Origin of the sequence: Sphingomonas sp. ID1715, assembly GCF_013044515.1 — a bacterium.
Taxonomy (GTDB): Bacteria; Pseudomonadota; Alphaproteobacteria; order Sphingomonadales; family Sphingomonadaceae; genus Sphingomonas_B.
The window spans coordinates 308,496-326,188 of the sequence record NZ_JABEPR010000003.1 but is presented as its reverse complement, the minus strand read 5'-3'; the positions used below and the strand labels follow the sequence as shown (position 1 = coordinate 326,188).

The window sequence follows — 17,693 nt, the reverse complement described above, 5'->3', positions numbered from 1 at the left end:
CCCTTGCCTCCCCGCAAGCGAACAGACAGCAGGGGCAAGCGCCCTGTCAATCGGCGGCGAGCGCTTCCGCGATCAGCCGCCGGGTGTTCTCGACGCCGTAGAGCGCAATGAAACTGCCCATGCGCGGTCCTTGCGAGGAGCCGAGCAGCGTCTCGTAGAGCGCCTTGAACCAGTCGCGCAGCTGTTCGAAGCCGCCTTCATTGCCGATCGCATAAACGATGTTCTGAATGTCCTCGGCCTTGGCGTCGGCTGACCGCGCGGCGAGCTCGCGATCGAGCCGCTGCAGCGCCGGGATCTCGACGCCGACGGGCTTGCGGCGCTTGAGCGTCGGCGCGACGAAATCGCGGTTATAGGCCAGCGCGTGGCCGATCAGCCTGGCGAGGTCGGGGTAACGTTCGGGCGAAGCGTCCTCGACATAATTGCCGAGATAGCCCCAGACCTGCGCTTCGGTGGCATCCGCGCCCATCACACCGACAAGGTTCAGCAGCAGGCCGAAGGTCACCGGCAGCGTCGCGTCGGGTACCTTGCCGTCATGGATATGGTGGACCGGATTGCCGAGCTTCTGCTCGATCGGCTGGGCCAGGTAATTCCCGCGGAACTGCCAATATTCGTCGATCGCGCGGGGGATCACGCCCATGTGCAGCTGCTTGGCCTTTTTCGGCTCGCGATAGGCGAAGAAGGCGAGGCTCTCCTGCGTGCCATAGGTCAGCCATTGCTCGAGGCTGAGACCATTGCCCTTTGACTTCGAGATCTTCTCGCCATTTTCGTCGAGGAACATCTCATAGTTGAAGCCCTCGGGCGGCTTGCCGCCGAGCACGCGGGCAATCTTGCCGGACTGGATAACGGAGTCGATCAGGTCCTTGCCCGCCATCTCGTAGTCGACGTCGAGCGCGACCCAGCGCGCCGCCCAGTCGACCTTCCACTGCAGCTTGGCGAGGCCGCCGAACACCGACTGCTCGACCATCTCGCCTTCGTCTTCGAACCGGATCAGGCCGGCGGCGGGGTCCACCACCTCGACGGGCACCTGCAGCACCACGCCCGACTTGGGGCTGACCGGCAGCACCGGCGAGTAGGTAGCGCGCCGCTCTGCGCGGAGCGTTGGCAGCATGACGTCAAGAATGGCCTGGTAGCGTTCGAGCACCGTGCGCAGGACCGAGTCGAACCGGCCCGACGCGTAATATTCGGTCGAGCTGGCGAATTCATATTCGAAACCGAAGCGGTCGAGAAATTCGCGCAACATCGCGTTATTGTGGTGCGCGAAGCTCTCGAACTTGCCGAACGGGTCGGGGATGCGGGTCAGCGGCTTGCCGAGATGATCGCGCAGCATGTCCTGATTGGGCACATTGTCCGGCACCTTCCTGAGCCCGTCCATATCGTCCGAAAAGGCGATCAGCCGGGTCGGCACTTCCGACAGCGCGTGGAAAGCATTGCGCACCATGGTCGTGCGCAGCACCTCGTTGAAAGTACCGATATGCGGCAGCCCCGACGGGCCATAGCCGGTCTCGAACAGCACATAGCCCTTGTCCGGCGTGCCGCGCTTCAGCAGCTTGCGCGCTTCCTCATAGGGCCAGGCCTTGGACGCCATCGCGGCGGTGCGGAGATCGGTCATGGCGAGCGCCTTTGCCGGACGTGGGCCAGCGTGCCAAGTTGCTCCTTGGCGAGGGCACGATAAACAGGACCGATGTCGGCCCATCCCCACCGCCTGCGTTCGATCATCGGCGGTTCGGCCGGCAACCTCGTCGAATGGTATGACTGGTACGCCTATTCGGCCTTCGCCCTCTATTTCGCGAGCGCCTTCTTCCCCAGCGACAACCGCACGCTCGAGCTGTTGAACACGGCTTTGGTGTTCGCGCTGGGCTTCCTCGTGCGGCCGATCGGCGGCTGGCTGATGGGCGTCTATTCGGACCGGCACGGCCGCAAGGCGGGGCTGACGCTGTCCGTCACCCTGATGTGCGCGGGCAGCATCGCCATCGCGGTGACGCCGACATATGCGGAGATCGGCCTTGCGGCGCCCGCGATCCTGATGGTCGCGCGCATGGCGCAGGGGCTGAGCCTCGGCGGCGAATATGGGGCGAGCGCCACCTACATGTCGGAAATGGCGGGGCGGAAGCATCGCGGCTTCTGGTCGAGCTTTCAGTACGTCACGCTGATCGGCGGCCAACTCACCGCATTGGCGCTGCTGGTCCTGCTCCAGTCGCTGCTGACCGGAGCGCAGATGGACGCCTGGGGCTGGCGCATCCCCTTCGCCATCGGTGGAGCGCTGGCAGTGGTGGTGTTCTGGCTGCGGCGGCGGCTGGTCGAGACCGAGAGCTTCCGCAACGCGCAAACCGAAGGGCGGCCGAGATCGGGCGCGCTCGTCCTGTTCCGCGAGCATCCGCGCGAGGCGCTGACAGTGATGGCGCTGACCGCCGGCGGCACGCTCGCCTTCTATGCCTATTCGATCTACATGCAGAAATTCCTCGCCAACACGTCCGGCTTCAGCCGCGAGACGGCGAGCGCGATCATGACCGCCGCCTTGTTCGTGTTCATGGCCGTGCAGCCCCTCGCCGGCGCGCTATCGGACCGGATCGGCCGCAAGCCGCTCCTCGTGGGGTTCGGCGTGTTCGGGGTCGCCGCAACGTGGCCGGCCTTCGTGTTCCTGGAAACCGTGCAAAGCCCCTGGATGGCCTTCGCAGTGGTGGCCGGCCTGTTGCTGATTAACTCCGGATACAGCGCGATCAGCGGGGTGGTAAAGGCGGAGATGTTTCCCGCGCACATCCGCGCGCTCGGCGTTGCCTTTCCCTACGCGCTCGCCAATGCGCTGTTCGGCGGCACCGCCGAGGCACTGGCTTTATGGCTCAAAGACATGGGCTGGGAGCGCGGCTTCTACGCCTATGTGACCGCGATGATCGGTCTTTCGCTGATCGTCTATCTCCGCATGCGCGACACCCGCGACCACAGCCGGATAACTGAAGACTAGGCGTTGCCGCTTGCCGAGTTCCGCTACGGTGACCTTGCCGTCCTGGACAATCCAGATACGGCCGTAATCGGTGTCGGCGAGGTCCGGACCTGCGGGACCGCCCAGCGCCTCGACGATCTTCGGCACGGTGTTCGAGTGTCCGACGATCAGCACTGGCCCTTTCGTCGCCTTCGCCTGAGCCAGCATCGCCTCCGGCTTAGCCGGATCATAGGTGACGGGCGTGATCCGCAGCCGTTTGGCGAGCGGAGCCGCAGTCTCCTGCGCCCGCTTGAAAGGCGTCACGAAAATCGCCTTGGGCCGCACCTGCCGAAACCACCGCGCCAACTCTTCGGCATGTTTCGCGCCCGTGGCGTTCAACGACGGGTCCTTGCCCGCGTCGCGCTCGAGGTGGCGCATCACATAGACGGGACCGGCATGAGCGGCGCCGGTGAGGAGAATGCCGGCAATCGCCGCAACGAGACGCTTCTTCATCCGTGCAGGCTAGGCCGTTCACCGGCCCGGACGCAAATCGGGCGGCGCTTCGTTCGAAGCACCGCCCGTCCTTCGCCTCAAGCCTTGGCGTCTTCCGCCTTGGCGCCTTTCTTCCGCGGCTTTCTGGGCGGAGCGCTGACCATTTCGAAAGCGAGGGCGTCGTCCTTCAGATGGACCTTCACTTCGCCGCCATGGACCAGCTTGCCGAACAGCAGCTCCTCGGCGAGCGGCTGCTTGACCTTCTCCTGGATGAGCCGGCCCATCGGCCGTGCCCCATAGAGCTTGTCATAGCCGCGCGCAGTCAGCCACGCCTTCGCCTCGTCATCGAGCTGGATATGCACGTCGCGGTCGGCCAGCTGCAATTCCAGTTGCAGGATGAACTTGTCGACGACGCGGGCGACCACTTCCGGCGGCAGATAGCCAAAGGGAACGATCGCATCGAGGCGGTTGCGGAATTCCGGCGTAAACATCCGCCTCACCGCTTCCTCATCCTCGCCCTCACGGGTGACGTTGCCGAAGCCGACCGCCTCGCGCGCCATGTCGGACGCGCCGGCATTGGTCGTCATGATCAGGATGATGTTCCGGAAATCAACGGTCTTGCCGTGGTGGTCGGTCAGCTTGCCGTTGTCCATCACCTGCAACAGGATGTTGAACAGGTCCGGATGCGCCTTCTCGATTTCGTCGAGCAGCAGCACCGAATGCGGCTGCTGGTCGACCGCGTCGGTCAAGAGTCCGCCCTGATCGTAGCCGACATAGCCCGGCGGCGCGCCGATCAGTCGGCTGACCGAATGGCGCTCCATATATTCGGACATGTCGAACCGCTGCAGCGGAATGCCCATGATCGAGGCAAGCTGCCGCGCGACCTCGGTCTTGCCGACGCCGGTGGGGCCGGTGAACAGATAGTTGCCGATCGGCTTGTCCGGATCGCGAAGACCCGCCCGGCTGAGCTTGATCGCCGAGGACAGCTTCTCGATCGCCAGATCCTGGCCGAACACCACCCGCTTCAGGTCGGTCTCGAGGCTCGCCAGACTCTTGGTGTCGTCAGACGAGACGGTCTTCGGCGGAATGCGCGCCATGGTCGCGATCACCGCCTCGATCTCCTTGGGCGTGATCACCTTCTTGCGCTTGTTCGGCGCCACCAGCATCTGCATCGCGCCGACTTCGTCGATCACGTCGATCGCCTTGTCCGGCAGCTTGCGGTCATTGATGTAGCGCGCCGACAGCTCGACGGCCGACTTGATCGCGTCGGGCGTGTACTTGACCGAATGATGGCCTTCGAAGGCCGAGCGCAGGCCGGACAGGATCTTGATCGTGTCCTCGACGGTCGGCTCGTTCACGTCGATCTTCTGAAAACGCCGGAGCAGCGCCCGGTCCTTCTCGAAGTGGTTGCGGAACTCCTTATAGGTGGTCGAGCCGATGCAACGGATCGTACCCCCCGACAGGGCGGGCTTCAGCAGGTTCGATGCGTCCATGGCGCCGCCCGAAGTCGCGCCGGCGCCGATCACCGTGTGGATCTCGTCGATGAACAGGATCGCGTGCGGCAGCTTTTCGAGCTCGTTGACGACCTGCTTCAGCCGCTCCTCGAAATCGCCGCGATAGCGCGTGCCGGCGAGCAGCGCGCCCATATCGAGCGAGTAGATGACCGCCGGCTTCAGCACGTCGGGCACGTCGCCTTCGACGATCTTGCGCGCCAGGCCTTCGGCAATCGCCGTCTTGCCGACGCCCGGATCGCCCACATAGAGCGGGTTGTTCTTGGAGCGGCGGCAGAGGATCTGCACGGTGCGATCGACTTCGGGGCCGCGGCCGATCAGCGGATCGACCTTGCCTTCCTTGGCCTTGGCATTGAGATCGACGCAGAATTGCTTGAGCGCGCTCTCGGCCTTCTGCTTGCCGTCGGATTTCTGCGCCTTTTCCTCTTCGGCGCCCTTCACTTCGCGCGCTTCCGGCGCGGTGCTGCCCTTGCCGACACCATGGCTGATGAAACTGACCGCATCGAGACGGCTCATGTCCTGCTGCTGGAGGAAATAGACGGCATAGCTTTCGCGCTCGGAGAAAAGCGCGACGAGCACGTTGGCGCCGGTCACTTCGTCGCGGCCCGACGACTGGACGTGCAGGATCGCGCGTTGCACGACACGCTGGAAGCCGCTGGTCGGCGACGGGTCCGTCTCGCCCTCGACGCGCAGTGCTTCGAGTTCGGTATCGAGATAATGCGTCACCGCGTCCTTCAGCTCGGACAGGTCGACGCCGCACGACACCATCACTTTCGACGCATCGGCATCGTCGGTCAGGGCCAGCAGCAGATGCTCGAGCGTCGCATATTCGTGGCGGCGGCTGGACGCGTGCGTCAGCGCCTTGTGCAACGTGGTCTCGAGCGCGGGGGCAAAAGAAGGCATTCAAGTCACTCCTGGGACCCGGCGGATGCCGGGCACCGCTTCACAACAATGTCGGGGCGGCAATCGAGTTCATCAAGAGCGCGGAATCGCGGGAGATCCGGCCGCCGAAACGATCGAGACCGCCCGCCTCGCGTCATCGCTTGAATAGCGCGTCGGCGCTTGCCCGGTGGTTAACCGACTTTTCGATCCGGGCCTTGGCGCGGGCGATTTCGGCTTCGAGGATGGCGATCCGCCCGTTCAGTTCCTCGACCGACATGGGATCGAGATCCTGCCGGACCAGCATGGTCAGCGGGTCGTCGGGGCGCTTGGGCAGGATATCGTCGAGATCCATCGGCGGGAAAGTTGACCCGTTCGCGCCACGAGTCAATTAGCGGGGAGCCGCAATCTGGGGATGAGTGTGATCGATTTGCCGAAGACGATGGTCGCGATCGATCCGGGGGCGCCCGGCGGTCCCGAGGTGCTCCAGCCAGTCGAGCGGCCGGTCCCGGTGCCGGGCGAAGGCGAAGTGCTGATCAAGGTGGCGGCCGCCGGTGTGAACCGACCCGACGTACTGCAGCGCAAGGGCGGCTATCCGCCGCCGCCGGGCGCCCCGTCGATCCTGGGGCTCGAAGTCGCCGGCGAAGTGGTCGGCGCCAACGGCCTGGCCGAGGAAGCGCTGATCGGGCAGCCCGTCTGCGCGCTCGTCGCCGGCGGCGGCTATGCCGAATATGCGGTGGCACCGGCCGGGTCGTGCCTGATCGTCCCGGACAGCCTCACCATGGTCGACGCGGCAGCGATGCCCGAAACCCTGTTCACCGTCTGGGTGAACTTGTTCGAGCGCGCCTTTGCAGCCGATGGCGATGCGGTGCTGGTCCATGGCGGCACCAGCGGCATCGGCACCATGGCGATAGCGCTTGGCAAATTGTTCGGGCTGAAGATGATCGTCACCTGCGGATCGGACGAGAAATGCGCGCGCGCTCTGGATCTCGGGGCTACGGAGGCGATCAACTACAAGACCGAGGATTTCGTCGCCCGTACGAAGGCGGCGACCGGCGGCCGGGGCGTGCAGATCGTCATCGACATGGTGGGGGGCGACTATCTGCCGCGCAACCTGCAATGCCTGGCGGAGGAAGGACGGCATGTCTCGATCGCCGTGCAGCGCGGCGCCACCGCCGAAATCCCGATCTTCGACATCATGCGGCGGCGCCTGACCCTGACCGGGTCGACCCTCCGCCCGCGCTCCAAAGACTTCAAGCAGCTGGTTGCCGACGAATTGGACCGCATGGTGTGGCCGCACGTGCGCGAGGGCAGGCTGAAGCCGGTGATCGACACGACCTTCCCGCTCGCCGAAGCCGCCCGGGCACATGAACGCATGGAAGCTGGCGACCATGTCGGCAAGATCGTCCTGACGATCGGCCCATAACCGGAGCTTATCGCCCCTTTGTCGAAACTTGTTGGCTCCGGCGGCGCAGCATCGACATGGCTCGCCTGAACGGGAGGGCCGTATGGACGGACAGCTTGTGCTTCACGAGGATGCACGATCGGGCAATTGCTACAAGATCAGGCTGACGGCAGCGCATCTCGACGTGCCGCTGACCCGCCGCAACTATGACATCATGGCCGGCGAGACCCGGACGCCGGGGTTCCTGGCGTCGGTCAACGCCAATGGCCGCATCCCGGTGCTGCAGATCGGCAATCGCTTCCTGCCCGAAAGCAATGCCGCCTGCTTCTGGCTCGCCGACGGGTCGCACCTGATCCCGACCGATCGCTTCGGGCGCGCCGACATGCTGCGCTGGATGTTCTGGGAACAATATAATCACGAGCCGAACGTCGCCACGCTCCGCTTCTGGCGCTGCTTCGTCGGCGAGGAGCGGCTCAGCGATGCCCAGCGCAGCCAGCTCGACGCCAAACAAGCGGCCGGCGAAGCCGCGCTGCAGCTGATGGAAGAACAGCTGGCCCGCACTCCATGGCTGGCGGGCGATGGCTTCAGCCTCGCCGACATCTGCCTCTACGCCTACACCCATGTCGCGGAAGAGGGCGGGTTCGCGCTCGATCCCTATCCGCATCTGCGCCGCTGGCTCGGCGATGTAGCGGCCCGGCCGGCGCATATTGTCATGAACTCGTAACGCCCGGCGAGTCCGGCCGTAACATTCGGCGAGTAAGGCGCCCCAGCGAGAGCAGCAGGGGTCGCGCCATGAACGCCATTACTCGCATTCCGCTCGAAGCGGACCTTTTCGCCATGAGCCAGCCGGATCGACCCGAGGCGCAGGTTTCGCGCCAACGGTTCCGGACCATCTGGATCTCGGACATCCATCTCGGCACCCGCGGCTGCAACGCGGATATGCTGATCGACTTTCTCGACCACACCGACAGCGACACGCTCTATCTGGTCGGCGACATTATCGACGGCTGGCGGATGAAGAAGCGCTTCTACTGGCCGGCCAGCCACAACGATGTGGTCTGGCGCATCATGAAGCGCGCCAAGCGCGGCACGCGCGTGGTCTATATCCCCGGCAACCACGACGAGATGTTCCGCCAGTTCACCGGCCTCGACTTCGGTGGCGTGGCGATCCGGCGCAAGGCGATCCACGAGACCGCCGACGGTCGCAAGCTGCTCGTGCTGCACGGCGACGAGTTCGACGCGATCATGCTCGCCCATCGCTGGCTCGCTTTCGTTGGCGACGCTGCCTACCACCTGCTGATGAAGCTCAACGTGGCGGTGAACCTCGTCCGCCAGCGTTTCGGCCTGCCCTATTGGTCGCTGTCGAAGACGGCCAAGCACAAGGTCAAGAACGCCGTCGAGTTCATCGGCCGCTTCGAGGAAGTGGTGGCGCACGAAGCCGGCATCCGCGGCGTCGACGGCGTCGTTTGCGGCCACATCCACACCGCCGAGATGCGGAAGATCGGCGGCATCGATTACTACAACGACGGTGATTGGGTGGAGGGCTGCACGGCGCTGGTCGAGCATTTCGACGGCCGCATGGAGGTGCTGCACTGGGCCGACGAGATCGCCGCGCGCAAGGCCGGCGAGAAGGCGTCACGCGAACTGGCGATCGCCGCGTGAAGATCGCGATCGTCACCGACGCGTGGAGCCCGCAGGTGAACGGCGTGGTGAGAACGCTGCAGGCGGTCGGGCGCGAGCTGACGGCGATGGGCCACGAGCTGCTGGTGATCTCGCCCGACCTCTATGGTTCGGTGCCCTGCCCGACCTATCCCGAAATTCGCCTGGCGCTGGCGAGTTCCCGCTCGGTCGGCGCGCGGATCGCCGCCTTCGGAGCCGAGGCGGTCCACCTGGCGACCGAAGGACCCTTGTGCCTTGCCGCACGGCGCTGGTGCCTGCAGCAGGGCCGGCCATTCACCACCGCCTATCACACGCAATTCCCCGACTATGTCGCCGCCCGCACCGGACTGCCTGCGGGCCTGTTCTGGCGCTATATCCGCTGGTTTCATGCGCCCGCACAGGCAGTGCTGGTCTCCACGCCATCGATCCGCACCGCCATGGCCGCGCACGGCATTGCCCATGTGAAACATTGGGGACGCGGCGTGGACCTGACCATGTTCGATTCCCACACGTCGCCGCCGCAATCGGAGTTTGCTGAGCTCGCCCGCCCGATCCAGCTCTATGTCGGGCGTGTCGCTGTCGAGAAGAATATCGAAGCATTTCTCGCCACGCGGTACCCCGGCAGCAAGGTCGTGGTCGGCGATGGCCCCGCACGTGCGGAGCTGGAACGGCGCTTTCCGGACGCGCACTTCATCGGCGCGCGCTCCGGCCCGGCGCTCGCCCGCGCCTATACAGACGCCGATGTGCTGGTCTTCCCGAGCCGAACCGATACCTTCGGGCTGGTGATGATCGAGGCGCTCGCTTGCGGCACGCCGGTCGCGGCCTTTCCGGTTCCCGGACCGGTCGACGTGCTGACGGAGCAGGTCGGTGCAATGCGCGAGGATCTGGACGCGGCGATCGCCGCGGCTTTGACGCGGGATCGAGCCGACTGCAGCCGCTATGGCCGAAGCTTCACCTGGGAAGCGAGCGCGCGACAGTTCCTCGACGCGCTGGTGCCGGTCAGCAACCGAGAGATTGCAGCCTAAGGGACTGTAGACAGGATGCGCCGCGCCTCGGCACAATCCGCGTTCATCTGCGCGGTGAGTGCATCGAGGCTGTCGAACATGGCTTCCGGCCGCAGAAAGGCGTGGAACTCGACCTCGATCGTCCGGCCGTACAGATCCTCGTCGAAATCGAAGAAATAGGCTTCGAGCAGTTCCTTGGGCGGGTCGAAGGTGGGGCGAATGCCGACATTGGCCGCACCGTCCAGCACGCGCCCATCCGGCAGCAATCCGCGCACCGCATAGATGCCGTAGCGCGGCCGCAGATAGCGATCGAGCGCGATGTTGGCGGTCGGATAGCCGATCGTGCGGCCGACCTTGTCCCCATGCTGCACCGGGCCTTCGATCCGGAACGGCCGGGTCAGCAGCCGCGCGGCGGTGGCGCAATCGCCTTCCTGGAGCGCAGCGCGGATGCGGCTGGAGGAAACGGGCTCACCGCCCAATCGCACCGGCGCCACCGCTTCCGCCGAGAACCCCTGCTGCCCGGCAAGCCGGCTCAGCACCTCGGCATTGCCGCTGCGGCCCTGTCCAAAGGTGAAATCCTCGCCGGTCACCACGCCTGCGGCCCCGATCAGGCCGACCAGCCGCTCCGCCACGAAGGCTTCAGCCGACAAGGCGGCCAAGGCGGCATCGAAGTGGAACACGATCATCGCGTCGGCGCCGGCGGCGGCGAACAGGCGCTGCCGCTGTTCGAGCGTCGTCAGGCGGAATGGTGCCGCGTCGGGGCGGAAGAAGCGGACCGGATGCGGGTCGAAGGTGGCAACCAGCGCCGGCCGGCCTTCGGCCCGCGCGCGCTCGATCGCGCGGCCGACAACTGCCTGATGCCCCAGGTGAAATCCGTCGAAATTGCCAAGCGCGACGATCCCGCCGCGCAGCTGGGCCGGAACCGCCGAGCTGCCCTCCAGCCGCTCCATGAGGTCGGGCTATAGAGATTCGCCTCGCGGGTTCCAAGCAGCGCCGGTGAGCCGATCCGCATGCGCGACGAGCTGAAAAGTTCCTCCCGCTCACCCTGGCACAGGCTCGACTCGACGCACGGCGGATGACGCCGGGCCGAACCCTTCCCTACAGCCATGTCAGCGAGAGCGGGGACACTCTTCCAATATGAAAAACGGTCGCAGCGCCATGTTCGGCGCGCTTTTGATGCTTGCATCCTTTTTCGGCGCGACGCCGGCCAGCGCTCAGTTCTGGCAGTGCGCGCCCTTTGCCCGGATGGTTTCGGGCATTGAGATCTACGGCAATGCCGGCACCTGGTGGGGCCAGGCAGCGGGCCGCTACGATCGCGGGCAGACGCCGCAAGTCGGCAGCGTGATGGTGATGAAGCCGCACGCCAAGATGCGCGTCGGCCATGTCGCGATGGTGAGCGGCATCGTCTCGGATCGCGAGATCAAGGTGACTCACGCCAACTGGTCGCGGCGCGGGGGCGTCGAGCGTGACGTGCGCGTAGTGGACGTGTCGGACGCGGGCGACTGGAGCCGGGTCAAGGTGTGGTACGCCTCGATGGGCGATGTCGGCCAGACCACCTATCCGACCTTCGGGTTCGTCTACGCCAAGTCGCCGGCGAGCCAGTTCGCATCGCTGAAGGGCGGCGCAAACCCTCGCGCCGCCCTCCGCTGATCGTCAGGACCTAGTAGCGGTCGCAGACGCGAACGCGGCGCCAACGGCCCCGCCAGTCATCCCACTGCCGGTCGGTCCAGCAGCGCGCACGCGGCGCGGCATAGCCGTAACCATAGCCATAGGGGCGGCCATAATAGCCGCTGCCATAGCCATAGGCGTAAGGCCGGCCGTAATAGCCGTCATAATAGCCGCGGCCGCCATAATAGCCGTTGCCGTAATAGCCGCGGTTCCGCGAGCTCGACGCGAGCGCCGCGCCGGCCGCCAAGCCGAGCGCACCGACGCCGATGGCGAGCGCGGTGCGGTCGCCGCTGCGATGATGGCGGTAGCGATATTGCGCTTCCGCCGGGCTCGCCGCGACCACCAGAGTCGCGCCGGCGATCAGGCCAGTCGTGATCCTATGCAAGTTGGTCACCCTCTATCTCCTTCGAAACACATGGAAACGACGCGGAACGACACGCTCCGGTTCCACCCTGCCCGAATGCCCGATTCGTCCTGAACGGGCGCGGAACGGCTTGTTCAGCTTTTATGCGCTCGAAAACGGTCGAGGCCCAGTCTCAGGTCGGCAATCAGGTCGGCGGGATCTTCCAGGCCGATATGCAGCCGCACCAGCGGACCTTCCGCCGACCAGCTGGTCGCGCTGCGCAGGCTCTGCGGATCGGCGGGGATGACGAGGCTTTCGAAGCCGCCCCAGCTGAACCCGATGCCGAACAGGTCAAGGCCATCGATCAGGGCCGCACGCGCGGCATCGTCGCCGCCGTTCAGGACGAACCCGAACAGCCCTGAGGCGCCGGAAAAGTCCCGCTGCCACAGCTCATGTCCGGGGCAGCCCGGGATGGCCGGATGAATGACCCGCGCGACTTCCGGCTGTTCGGCGAGCCAGCGCGCGACCTCCACTCCGTTCGCCTGATGCTGGGCGAGTCTTACGCCCATGGTCCGTAGCCCCCGAGCACCGAGCCAGGCGTCGTCGGGCGACGCGGTCTGGCCGAGTTGATAGCTGGTCTGGCGCAGCTTCGCCCAAGCGGACGGCGCGGCCGTCACCGATCCCAGCATGACGTCGGAATGACCGACCACATATTTGGTGCAGGCCAGGATCGACAGGTCGACGCCCTTCGAGATTGCCGGGAAGAAGAGCGGCGTCGCCCAGGTATTGTCGAGCATGGTGACAATCCCCCGCGCCTTGGCCGCCGCGCAGATCGCCGGCACGTCCTGCACCTCGAAGGTCAGGCTGCCGGGGCTTTCTAGGAAGACGGCGCGCGTAGAGTCGGCGAAGAGCCCGGCAATGTCGGCGCCGATCAGCGGATCGTAATAGCGGGTGGTTACGCCGAATCGCTTCAGCAGCCCGTCACAGAGCAGCCGCGTCGGCTCATAGGCGCTGTCGACCATCAACAGTTCGTCGCCAGGTCGGAGCACGCTCAGCAGCGCTGTCGACACCGCCGCGACGCCCGACGGGTAGAGCAGAGTCGCCTCGGCGCCCGGCTCGAGTTCGGTCAGCGCCTCGGCGAGCGACCATTGGGTCGGCGTCCCGCGTCGACCATAATAGAGGCGATGATGCGTGTCCCGCTGCCGCTCCTTCAGGTCGGCGACGCTGTCGTAGAGGATGGTCGACGCGCGCCAGACCGGCGGGTTGACGACACCGCCGGTCCATTCCGCCCGTCGACCGCCGGTGACGAGGCGGGTGGCCGGTTTCCTGTCCTTACCGCCCGAGTCGCTCACGCAGCCGCGCCAAGTTCCTTCGGTGTCGAGGGGTCCGCACCCCATTCGCTCCAGCTGCCGTCGTACAAGGCGGCATCCTTGCCGAGCAGATGCAGGCCGAACAGCAGCACCGCCGCCGTGACGCCTGAGCCGCAGGTGGTCACGATCGGCTTGTCGAGATCGATGCCGGCGTCGGTGAAGGCCTGGCGCAGGGCGTCGCCCGTCTTGAACGTGCCGTCGGCGTTATAGAGCTGCTCGTAGGGCAGGTTGCGCGAACCCGGAATGTGGCCTGGCTGCACGCCCTGGCGTTCCATCGCCTGACCGGCAAAGCGCGAGGCGCCGCGCGCATCCAGCACCTGCTCGGCGCGGGTGCCGACATTCGCCTTCATCTGGTCGAGCGTGCGCACGCCCTTGGCATCGTTCCAGGCGGTGAAGTGGCGGTGGCGGACGCTCGGCTTGCCGCTCTCGACCGCACGCGCCTCGGCCCGCCATTTGGCAAGTCCGCCATCGAGGATGGCGACGTCATGCGCGCCGAACGTGCGCAGCATCCACCAGGCGCGTGCCGCCGTCTTGTAGGGGGACTGATCATAGACCACGATACGGCTGCCGTCGCCCAAACCCAGCGACTGCATGCGACTGGCGAACTTCTCGGCCGGCGGCAGCATGTTGGGCAGGCTGGTGCTGGTATCGGCCAGCTCCGCCAGGTCCATGAACACGGCGCCGGGAATATGCGCCTGCTCGAACGCGGCAGCGGCGTCGCCTTCGCCCGGCATCAGCCAGGTAGCATCGACGACGCGCAGGTCCGGGGCTCCGAGTTCCTTGTCCAGCCAATCGGTCGATACCAGGGCGTCCATCGCTGCGTCTCCTTTTGCCGGGTGCTTAGTCAAAGCCGTAACGCTTGGGAACCGATTCCCGGTCCCCAAGCGTGCGGACTTTGAAGCTGCGGTGCCGGAGAGGCGGAGCGATGGCCGCTCAGCGAGCAGCGACTTTCAGATTCCCGGCTCGTGCGGCGAGCACGCGGGCCTGCTCGGCTGCGGCGGTGCGCAGCTGGTCGCGGCAGTCTTCGAACCTGATCCGGCCGCGTGCATCGGCGGGGGACGGCGTGCCGCACAGGTCGGCCGCGGCGTGCACGATCCGGAGGTCGAGCGCGCGCCGCCCCTGATCGGTGGTCAGGTCCAAGCCTGCGACGCTGACCGCGGCGGTACGGGTCGCGGGCTGCGCCGCGGCGGGATTGGCCGGCACGAACGCAGCGGCGAATGCGAGTGTGATCAACAGGGTCTTCATGACGGTCTCCATCCAGTTCGGTGAGGGATCCGTCGGCGCCAACGTGAGACTGTAGATAGGCTCTTATGGACGTTCTGCGGTAGCAACGATGTTGCGCAACCGTTCTGCAAAAGTGCAGAATGCGCGCATGTTCGATTGGAACGACGCACGCTTCTTCGTGGCAGTCGCCGACAGCGGCAGCACGCTGGCGGCCGGGCGCATGCTGCGGGTCAGCCAGACGACCGTCGCCCGCCGCATCGCCGCACTCGAGGAGTCGCTCTGCCTCATCCTCTTCGACAAGCGGCGGGCCGGCTATGTGCTGACCGGAGCCGGCGAAACGCTGTTGCACGAGGCGCGCGCGCTGCAGGAGGCGGCGGAGGCGCTCGGCGATGCGGCTTCGGCACAGAAGCGGGAGACCGGCGGCACCGTGCGGCTGACGACCGAAGAATCCTACGCCAATGGCGTGCTGACCCCAATGTTGCGCGAGCTGCACGAGCTGAGGCCCGACATCGTCATCGAGCTCGATGCCAGCGAGGAGATTCGCGACCTTGAAGCAGGGGCGGCGGACATTGCCGTTCGCGTGTCGAAAGAGATGACCGGCAGCGGACTGGTCGGCCGCAAGATCGGCACCGACCTGTGGACCGTCTATTGCAGCCGCAGCTATGCCGAGGCGCATGGCGTGCCCCGGAACCGGCGCGAACTGGCCCAGCATCCGCTGATCGGCGGCGGCGGCGGCCGGGTCGGGCGCTATTACGGCCTGTGGCTGAAGGAAAACGGGCTCGAGCATGCGGTCGCGATGACTCATGGCAGCGTGACCGGCATCATCGCGGCTGTCCGCTCCGGCGTCGGTTGCGCGGCGCTACCCTGCATGGTCGCCGAACTCGATCCCGAGCTGGTGCGCTGCCTGCCCGCGACGACCAACGGCGGCATGGAAATCTGGCTGCTGACCCACGAGCGCCAGCGCCACAGCCCCCGCATCCGGACCGTCCTCGATTTCCTCGGCGAACGGCTGAAGCGACACGCGCTGTCGGTCGAAGCGCGCCTACACCAGCAGGTGCCCGGCCTCGCCGCCTGATTCCGTTGCCGCCGCGATCATGCTAAAGTCCGCCCTCCACCCGCAGGGGAGGCGGCCATGCGCGCGCTCTATCTGGCATTCGGTGTGTTTGCTTACGCGTTCTTTTTCGCGACCTTCCTGTATCTGATCGCCTTCGTCGGCGACCTGCCCGGAGTGCCGAGGACCGTCAGCGCCGGCGGCGAGTCGGCACCAGTGCTGACCGCGATGCTCGTCAATCTAGCGCTAGTCGCCCTGTTCGGGCTGCAGCACACGGTGATGGCGCGGCAGGGCTTCAAGCGAGCCTGGAAGCAGATCGTGCCCGAGCCGATCGAGCGCAGCATCTATGTGCTGCTCGCAAGCGCCATGCTGTGGGTCCTGTTCCTGCTCTGGCGGCCGATGCCGGCTGAGGTCTGGCGGGTCGACAACGCAGTCGGGGCCGCGCTCCTTTGGATGCTGTTCGGCGCGGGCTGGCTGATCGTGCTCGTCAGCACATTCCTGATCAGCCATTTCGAGCTGTTCGGATTGAAGCAGGTGTGGATGCATCTGCGCGGCCAGGCGACGGTGACGCCGGTGCTCCGCCAGCCCTTTTTCTATCGGTTCGTGCGCCATCCGCTCTATGCGGGTTTCTTCCTCGCCTTCTGGGCCACGCCGGTGATGACCGCCGGGCATCTGCTCTTCGCCGCGGGCATGTCGGTCTACATGCTGATCGCCATCCGCTTCGAAGAACGCGACCTGCTCGACCTGTTCGGTGAGGATTATGAGCGCTACCGCGCTTCGGTCGGCATGCTCACGCCACGTTTCACTCGCGCCTGATTGCGGCGGCGCAACGATCCGCTAGGGTGCCGCCCCGATTCGGGGGTAGCGTAGCGCATGGATGTTGTGCGGGGACCGGTGGCGGCGGAGGAGGCGCGGGAGCGCCTGGCTCTGGCCCTGTCGGCGGTCGCGCGAGGCGACCGGACCGCCTTTCATGACGTGTATCGGCGCACCTCGGCGAAACTTTACGGCGTCTGCTGCCGTATCTTGGGCGAGGGCCAGGATGCGGAGGATGCGTTGCAGGAAGCCTATGTGAATGTGTGGCGGCGGGCGGAGCGTTTCGACGCGTCGCGCGCGAGCCCCATCACCTGGCTGGCCGCGATCGCGCGCAACACCGCGATCGACCGGTTGCGCGCCCGCGGCACGCGCACGACCGCGCCGATCGACGAGGCAGCCGACATTGCCGATCCGGCGCCCAGCGCCGATGCCCTGTTGGAGGATGCGGGCGAGGCCGAGCGGCTCCATGGCTGCCTGGCCGAACTGGCCGATCGCGATGCCGCCCTGGTCCGCACCGCCTTCCTGGAAGGGGCGAGCTATCCCGAACTGGCGGCCCGCGCCGACGAGCCGCTGGGCACGATCAAGAGCCGCATTCGCCGCGCGCTGATCAAGTTGCGCGATTGCCTGTGCCGATGACCGACGACGACGATCTCCTCGCCGCCGAACACGCGCTCGGCCTCGCGGATGCGAGCGATCGTGAGACGAGCGACCCAGCTTTCGCGGCGGCGGTCGATGCCTGGCGCGCTCGGCTCGATCCGCTGCTTGGGCCGGAGCGCGCGCCGCCCGCCGAGCTCTGGGCGCGCATCGAACGGCGGCTGCCGGCCAACGACCTCGGTGATCCGGCGCGACCGTGGCGCTTTGCCACCTTCGCGGCCAGCACCGTTGCCGCCGCCCTGCTCGGCGTGATCGTGTTGCGTCCGGAGGGGGGCGTTCCGCCGCCGGCGCCACAGGTCGCCACGGCACCCGCCGCTCACATGATGGTGGCGGCGCTGACGCCGAAGGAAGGCGCGGGCACCGTCACCATCACCTATGACGATCGCGAGGGCCGGATGACGGTCACGCCCGTCGCCATGGACCCGCATGGCCATACGCCCGAGCTGTGGGTGATCCCGGCGGACGGCAAGCCGCGCTCTTTGGGTGTCATCGCGGCGCATGATGCCCGCACGATGATCGTCGCCGGCGGCCACCGCCCGCTCCTGTCCGGCGGCGCGACGCTGGCGGTATCGCTGGAACCGGAGGGCGGCTCGCCGACCGGCCAGCCGACTGGTCCCGTGGTAATGACCGGCACGATGTCGATCGTCTGAGCGCCGGTCGCGAAAAAATACAGCTTCGCCGCGACGCGGCTGCATCCGCTGTA

Annotated in this window: 18 protein-coding genes and 1 pseudogene; 10 read left to right on the top strand and 9 right to left on the bottom strand. The window is 66.4% G+C overall.

The features are described 5' to 3' along the window. Positions 1-46: 46 nt before the first annotated feature. Positions 47-1,609, bottom strand: a complete 1,563-nt coding sequence (locus tag HJG53_RS10735; RefSeq protein WP_171130356.1) for a lysine--tRNA ligase — start codon at positions 1,607-1,609, stop codon at positions 47-49. Positions 1,610-1,681: 72 nt separating this feature from the next. Here HJG53_RS10735 and HJG53_RS10730 point away from each other — a divergent pair, with 72 nt between their 5' ends. Continuing rightward, positions 1,682-2,959: an MFS transporter gene (locus HJG53_RS10730; protein WP_171130354.1), complete on the top strand. Its 1,278-nt coding sequence runs from the start codon at positions 1,682-1,684 to the stop codon at positions 2,957-2,959. A gap of 213 nt (positions 2,960-3,172) precedes the next feature. Here HJG53_RS10730 and HJG53_RS18725 read toward each other — a convergent pair. From HJG53_RS18725 to HJG53_RS10720, 3 genes and pseudogenes are all read right to left on the bottom strand, one after another. Next, positions 3,173-3,355, bottom strand: a pseudogene (locus HJG53_RS18725) (histidine phosphatase family protein); the annotation flags it as partial. Positions 3,356-3,507: 152 nt separating this feature from the next. Continuing rightward, on the bottom strand, positions 3,508-5,823 hold the full coding sequence (clpA, locus tag HJG53_RS10725; protein WP_171130352.1) for an ATP-dependent Clp protease ATP-binding subunit ClpA: 2,316 nt from the start codon (positions 5,821-5,823) through the stop codon (positions 3,508-3,510). Between the two features lie 133 nt (positions 5,824-5,956). Further along, positions 5,957-6,154: a DUF1192 domain-containing protein gene (locus HJG53_RS10720; RefSeq protein ID WP_171130350.1), complete on the bottom strand. Its 198-nt coding sequence runs from the start codon at positions 6,152-6,154 to the stop codon at positions 5,957-5,959. Between the two features lie 87 nt (positions 6,155-6,241). Between HJG53_RS10720 and HJG53_RS10715 the strand changes: the two genes are divergently transcribed. The 4 genes from HJG53_RS10715 (at position 6,242) to HJG53_RS10700 (ending at position 9,888) form a co-directional block, all read left to right on the top strand. After that, positions 6,242-7,225: an NAD(P)H-quinone oxidoreductase gene (locus tag HJG53_RS10715; protein ID WP_171130729.1), complete on the top strand. Its 984-nt coding sequence runs from the start codon at positions 6,242-6,244 to the stop codon at positions 7,223-7,225. Positions 7,226-7,307: 82 nt separating this feature from the next. Then, positions 7,308-7,928, top strand: a complete 621-nt coding sequence (locus tag HJG53_RS10710; protein WP_171130348.1) for a glutathione S-transferase family protein — start codon at positions 7,308-7,310, stop codon at positions 7,926-7,928. Positions 7,929-7,996: 68 nt separating this feature from the next. Continuing rightward, positions 7,997-8,866, top strand: a complete 870-nt coding sequence (locus tag HJG53_RS10705; protein WP_171130346.1) for a UDP-2,3-diacylglucosamine diphosphatase — start codon at positions 7,997-7,999, stop codon at positions 8,864-8,866. Next, a complete protein-coding gene (locus HJG53_RS10700; protein ID WP_171130344.1) occupies positions 8,863-9,888 on the top strand; it encodes a glycosyltransferase family 1 protein in 1,026 nt (341 codons plus the stop codon). Before HJG53_RS10705 ends, HJG53_RS10700 begins: the two co-directional genes overlap by 4 nt. Here HJG53_RS10700 and HJG53_RS10695 read toward each other — a convergent pair. Next, positions 9,885-10,817: a bifunctional riboflavin kinase/FAD synthetase gene (locus HJG53_RS10695; protein WP_171130342.1), complete on the bottom strand. Its 933-nt coding sequence runs from the start codon at positions 10,815-10,817 to the stop codon at positions 9,885-9,887. The genes HJG53_RS10700 and HJG53_RS10695 overlap by 4 nt on opposite strands. A gap of 226 nt (positions 10,818-11,043) precedes the next feature. Here HJG53_RS10695 and HJG53_RS10690 point away from each other — a divergent pair, with 226 nt between their 5' ends. Continuing rightward, entirely contained in the window at positions 11,044-11,517 is a 474-nt protein-coding gene (locus HJG53_RS10690) for a CHAP domain-containing protein (RefSeq protein ID WP_254447681.1), read from the top strand. Positions 11,518-11,527: 10 nt separating this feature from the next. Here HJG53_RS10690 and HJG53_RS10685 read toward each other — a convergent pair whose 3' ends face one another. The 4 genes from HJG53_RS10685 to HJG53_RS10670 form a co-directional block, all read right to left on the bottom strand. Beyond that, positions 11,528-11,929: a hypothetical protein gene (locus HJG53_RS10685; RefSeq protein ID WP_171130338.1), complete on the bottom strand. Its 402-nt coding sequence runs from the start codon at positions 11,927-11,929 to the stop codon at positions 11,528-11,530. A 104-nt stretch (positions 11,930-12,033) separates the two neighbouring features. Then, positions 12,034-13,230 carry a cystathionine beta-lyase gene (gene metC / locus HJG53_RS10680; protein WP_368039565.1) on the bottom strand — a complete coding sequence of 399 codons (1,197 nt, stop codon included), beginning with the start codon at positions 13,228-13,230 and terminating at the stop codon, positions 12,034-12,036. After that, complete coding sequence (gene sseA, locus HJG53_RS10675; RefSeq protein WP_171130334.1) at positions 13,227-14,063, bottom strand: 3-mercaptopyruvate sulfurtransferase; 837 nt, start codon at positions 14,061-14,063, stop codon at positions 13,227-13,229. The genes metC and sseA overlap by 4 nt, the downstream gene beginning before the upstream one ends. Positions 14,064-14,181: 118 nt before the next feature. Then, the gene (locus tag HJG53_RS10670) at positions 14,182-14,493 is read right to left on the bottom strand and encodes a UrcA family protein (protein ID WP_171130332.1); all 312 of its coding nucleotides are present in this window, start codon (positions 14,491-14,493) and stop codon (positions 14,182-14,184) included. A 127-nt stretch (positions 14,494-14,620) separates the two neighbouring features. Here HJG53_RS10670 and HJG53_RS10665 point away from each other — a divergent pair, with 127 nt between their 5' ends. Genes HJG53_RS10665 through HJG53_RS10650 form a run of 4 tightly spaced genes read left to right on the top strand, consistent with a single transcriptional unit; the run spans position 14,621 to position 17,640 of the window. Beyond that, positions 14,621-15,547, top strand: coding sequence for a LysR family transcriptional regulator (locus HJG53_RS10665; RefSeq protein WP_171130330.1), 927 nt, complete (start codon positions 14,621-14,623; stop codon positions 15,545-15,547). A 57-nt stretch (positions 15,548-15,604) separates the two neighbouring features. After that, on the top strand, positions 15,605-16,339 hold the full coding sequence (mddA, locus tag HJG53_RS10660) for a methanethiol S-methyltransferase (RefSeq protein ID WP_171130328.1): 735 nt from the start codon (positions 15,605-15,607) through the stop codon (positions 16,337-16,339). Between the two features lie 57 nt (positions 16,340-16,396). Beyond that, positions 16,397-16,972 carry a sigma-70 family RNA polymerase sigma factor gene (locus HJG53_RS10655; protein WP_171130325.1) on the top strand — a complete coding sequence of 192 codons (576 nt, stop codon included), beginning with the start codon at positions 16,397-16,399 and terminating at the stop codon, positions 16,970-16,972. Then, positions 16,969-17,640, top strand: a complete 672-nt coding sequence (locus HJG53_RS10650; protein WP_171130323.1) for an anti-sigma factor — start codon at positions 16,969-16,971, stop codon at positions 17,638-17,640. Before HJG53_RS10655 ends, HJG53_RS10650 begins: the two co-directional genes overlap by 4 nt. Positions 17,641-17,693 lie beyond the last annotated feature (53 nt).

Bases quoted from the DNA above. Each gene is read 5' to 3' on its own strand.
- HJG53_RS10735 (WP_171130356.1), bottom strand. From the start codon at position 1,609: ATGACCGATCTCCGCACCGCCGCGATGGCGTCCAAGGCCTGGCCCTAT.
- HJG53_RS10730 (WP_171130354.1), top strand. From the start codon at position 1,682: ATGTCGGCCCATCCCCACCGCCTGCGTTCGATCATCGGCGGTTCGGCC.
- clpA (WP_171130352.1), bottom strand. From the start codon at position 5,823: ATGCCTTCTTTTGCCCCCGCGCTCGAGACCACGTTGCACAAGGCGCTG.
- HJG53_RS10720 (WP_171130350.1), bottom strand. From the start codon at position 6,154: ATGGATCTCGACGATATCCTGCCCAAGCGCCCCGACGACCCGCTGACC.
- HJG53_RS10715 (WP_171130729.1), top strand. From the start codon at position 6,242: ATGGTCGCGATCGATCCGGGGGCGCCCGGCGGTCCCGAGGTGCTCCAG.
- HJG53_RS10710 (WP_171130348.1), top strand. From the start codon at position 7,308: ATGGACGGACAGCTTGTGCTTCACGAGGATGCACGATCGGGCAATTGC.
- HJG53_RS10705 (WP_171130346.1), top strand. From the start codon at position 7,997: ATGAACGCCATTACTCGCATTCCGCTCGAAGCGGACCTTTTCGCCATG.
- HJG53_RS10695 (WP_171130342.1), bottom strand. From the start codon at position 10,817: ATGGAGCGGCTGGAGGGCAGCTCGGCGGTTCCGGCCCAGCTGCGCGGC.
- HJG53_RS10690 (WP_254447681.1), top strand. From the start codon at position 11,044: ATGCTTGCATCCTTTTTCGGCGCGACGCCGGCCAGCGCTCAGTTCTGG.
- sseA (WP_171130334.1), bottom strand. From the start codon at position 14,063: ATGGACGCCCTGGTATCGACCGATTGGCTGGACAAGGAACTCGGAGCC.
- HJG53_RS10670 (WP_171130332.1), bottom strand. From the start codon at position 14,493: ATGAAGACCCTGTTGATCACACTCGCATTCGCCGCTGCGTTCGTGCCG.
- HJG53_RS10665 (WP_171130330.1), top strand. From the start codon at position 14,621: ATGTTCGATTGGAACGACGCACGCTTCTTCGTGGCAGTCGCCGACAGC.
- mddA (WP_171130328.1), top strand. From the start codon at position 15,605: ATGCGCGCGCTCTATCTGGCATTCGGTGTGTTTGCTTACGCGTTCTTT.
- HJG53_RS10655 (WP_171130325.1), top strand. From the start codon at position 16,397: ATGGATGTTGTGCGGGGACCGGTGGCGGCGGAGGAGGCGCGGGAGCGC.
- HJG53_RS10650 (WP_171130323.1), top strand. From the start codon at position 16,969: ATGACCGACGACGACGATCTCCTCGCCGCCGAACACGCGCTCGGCCTC.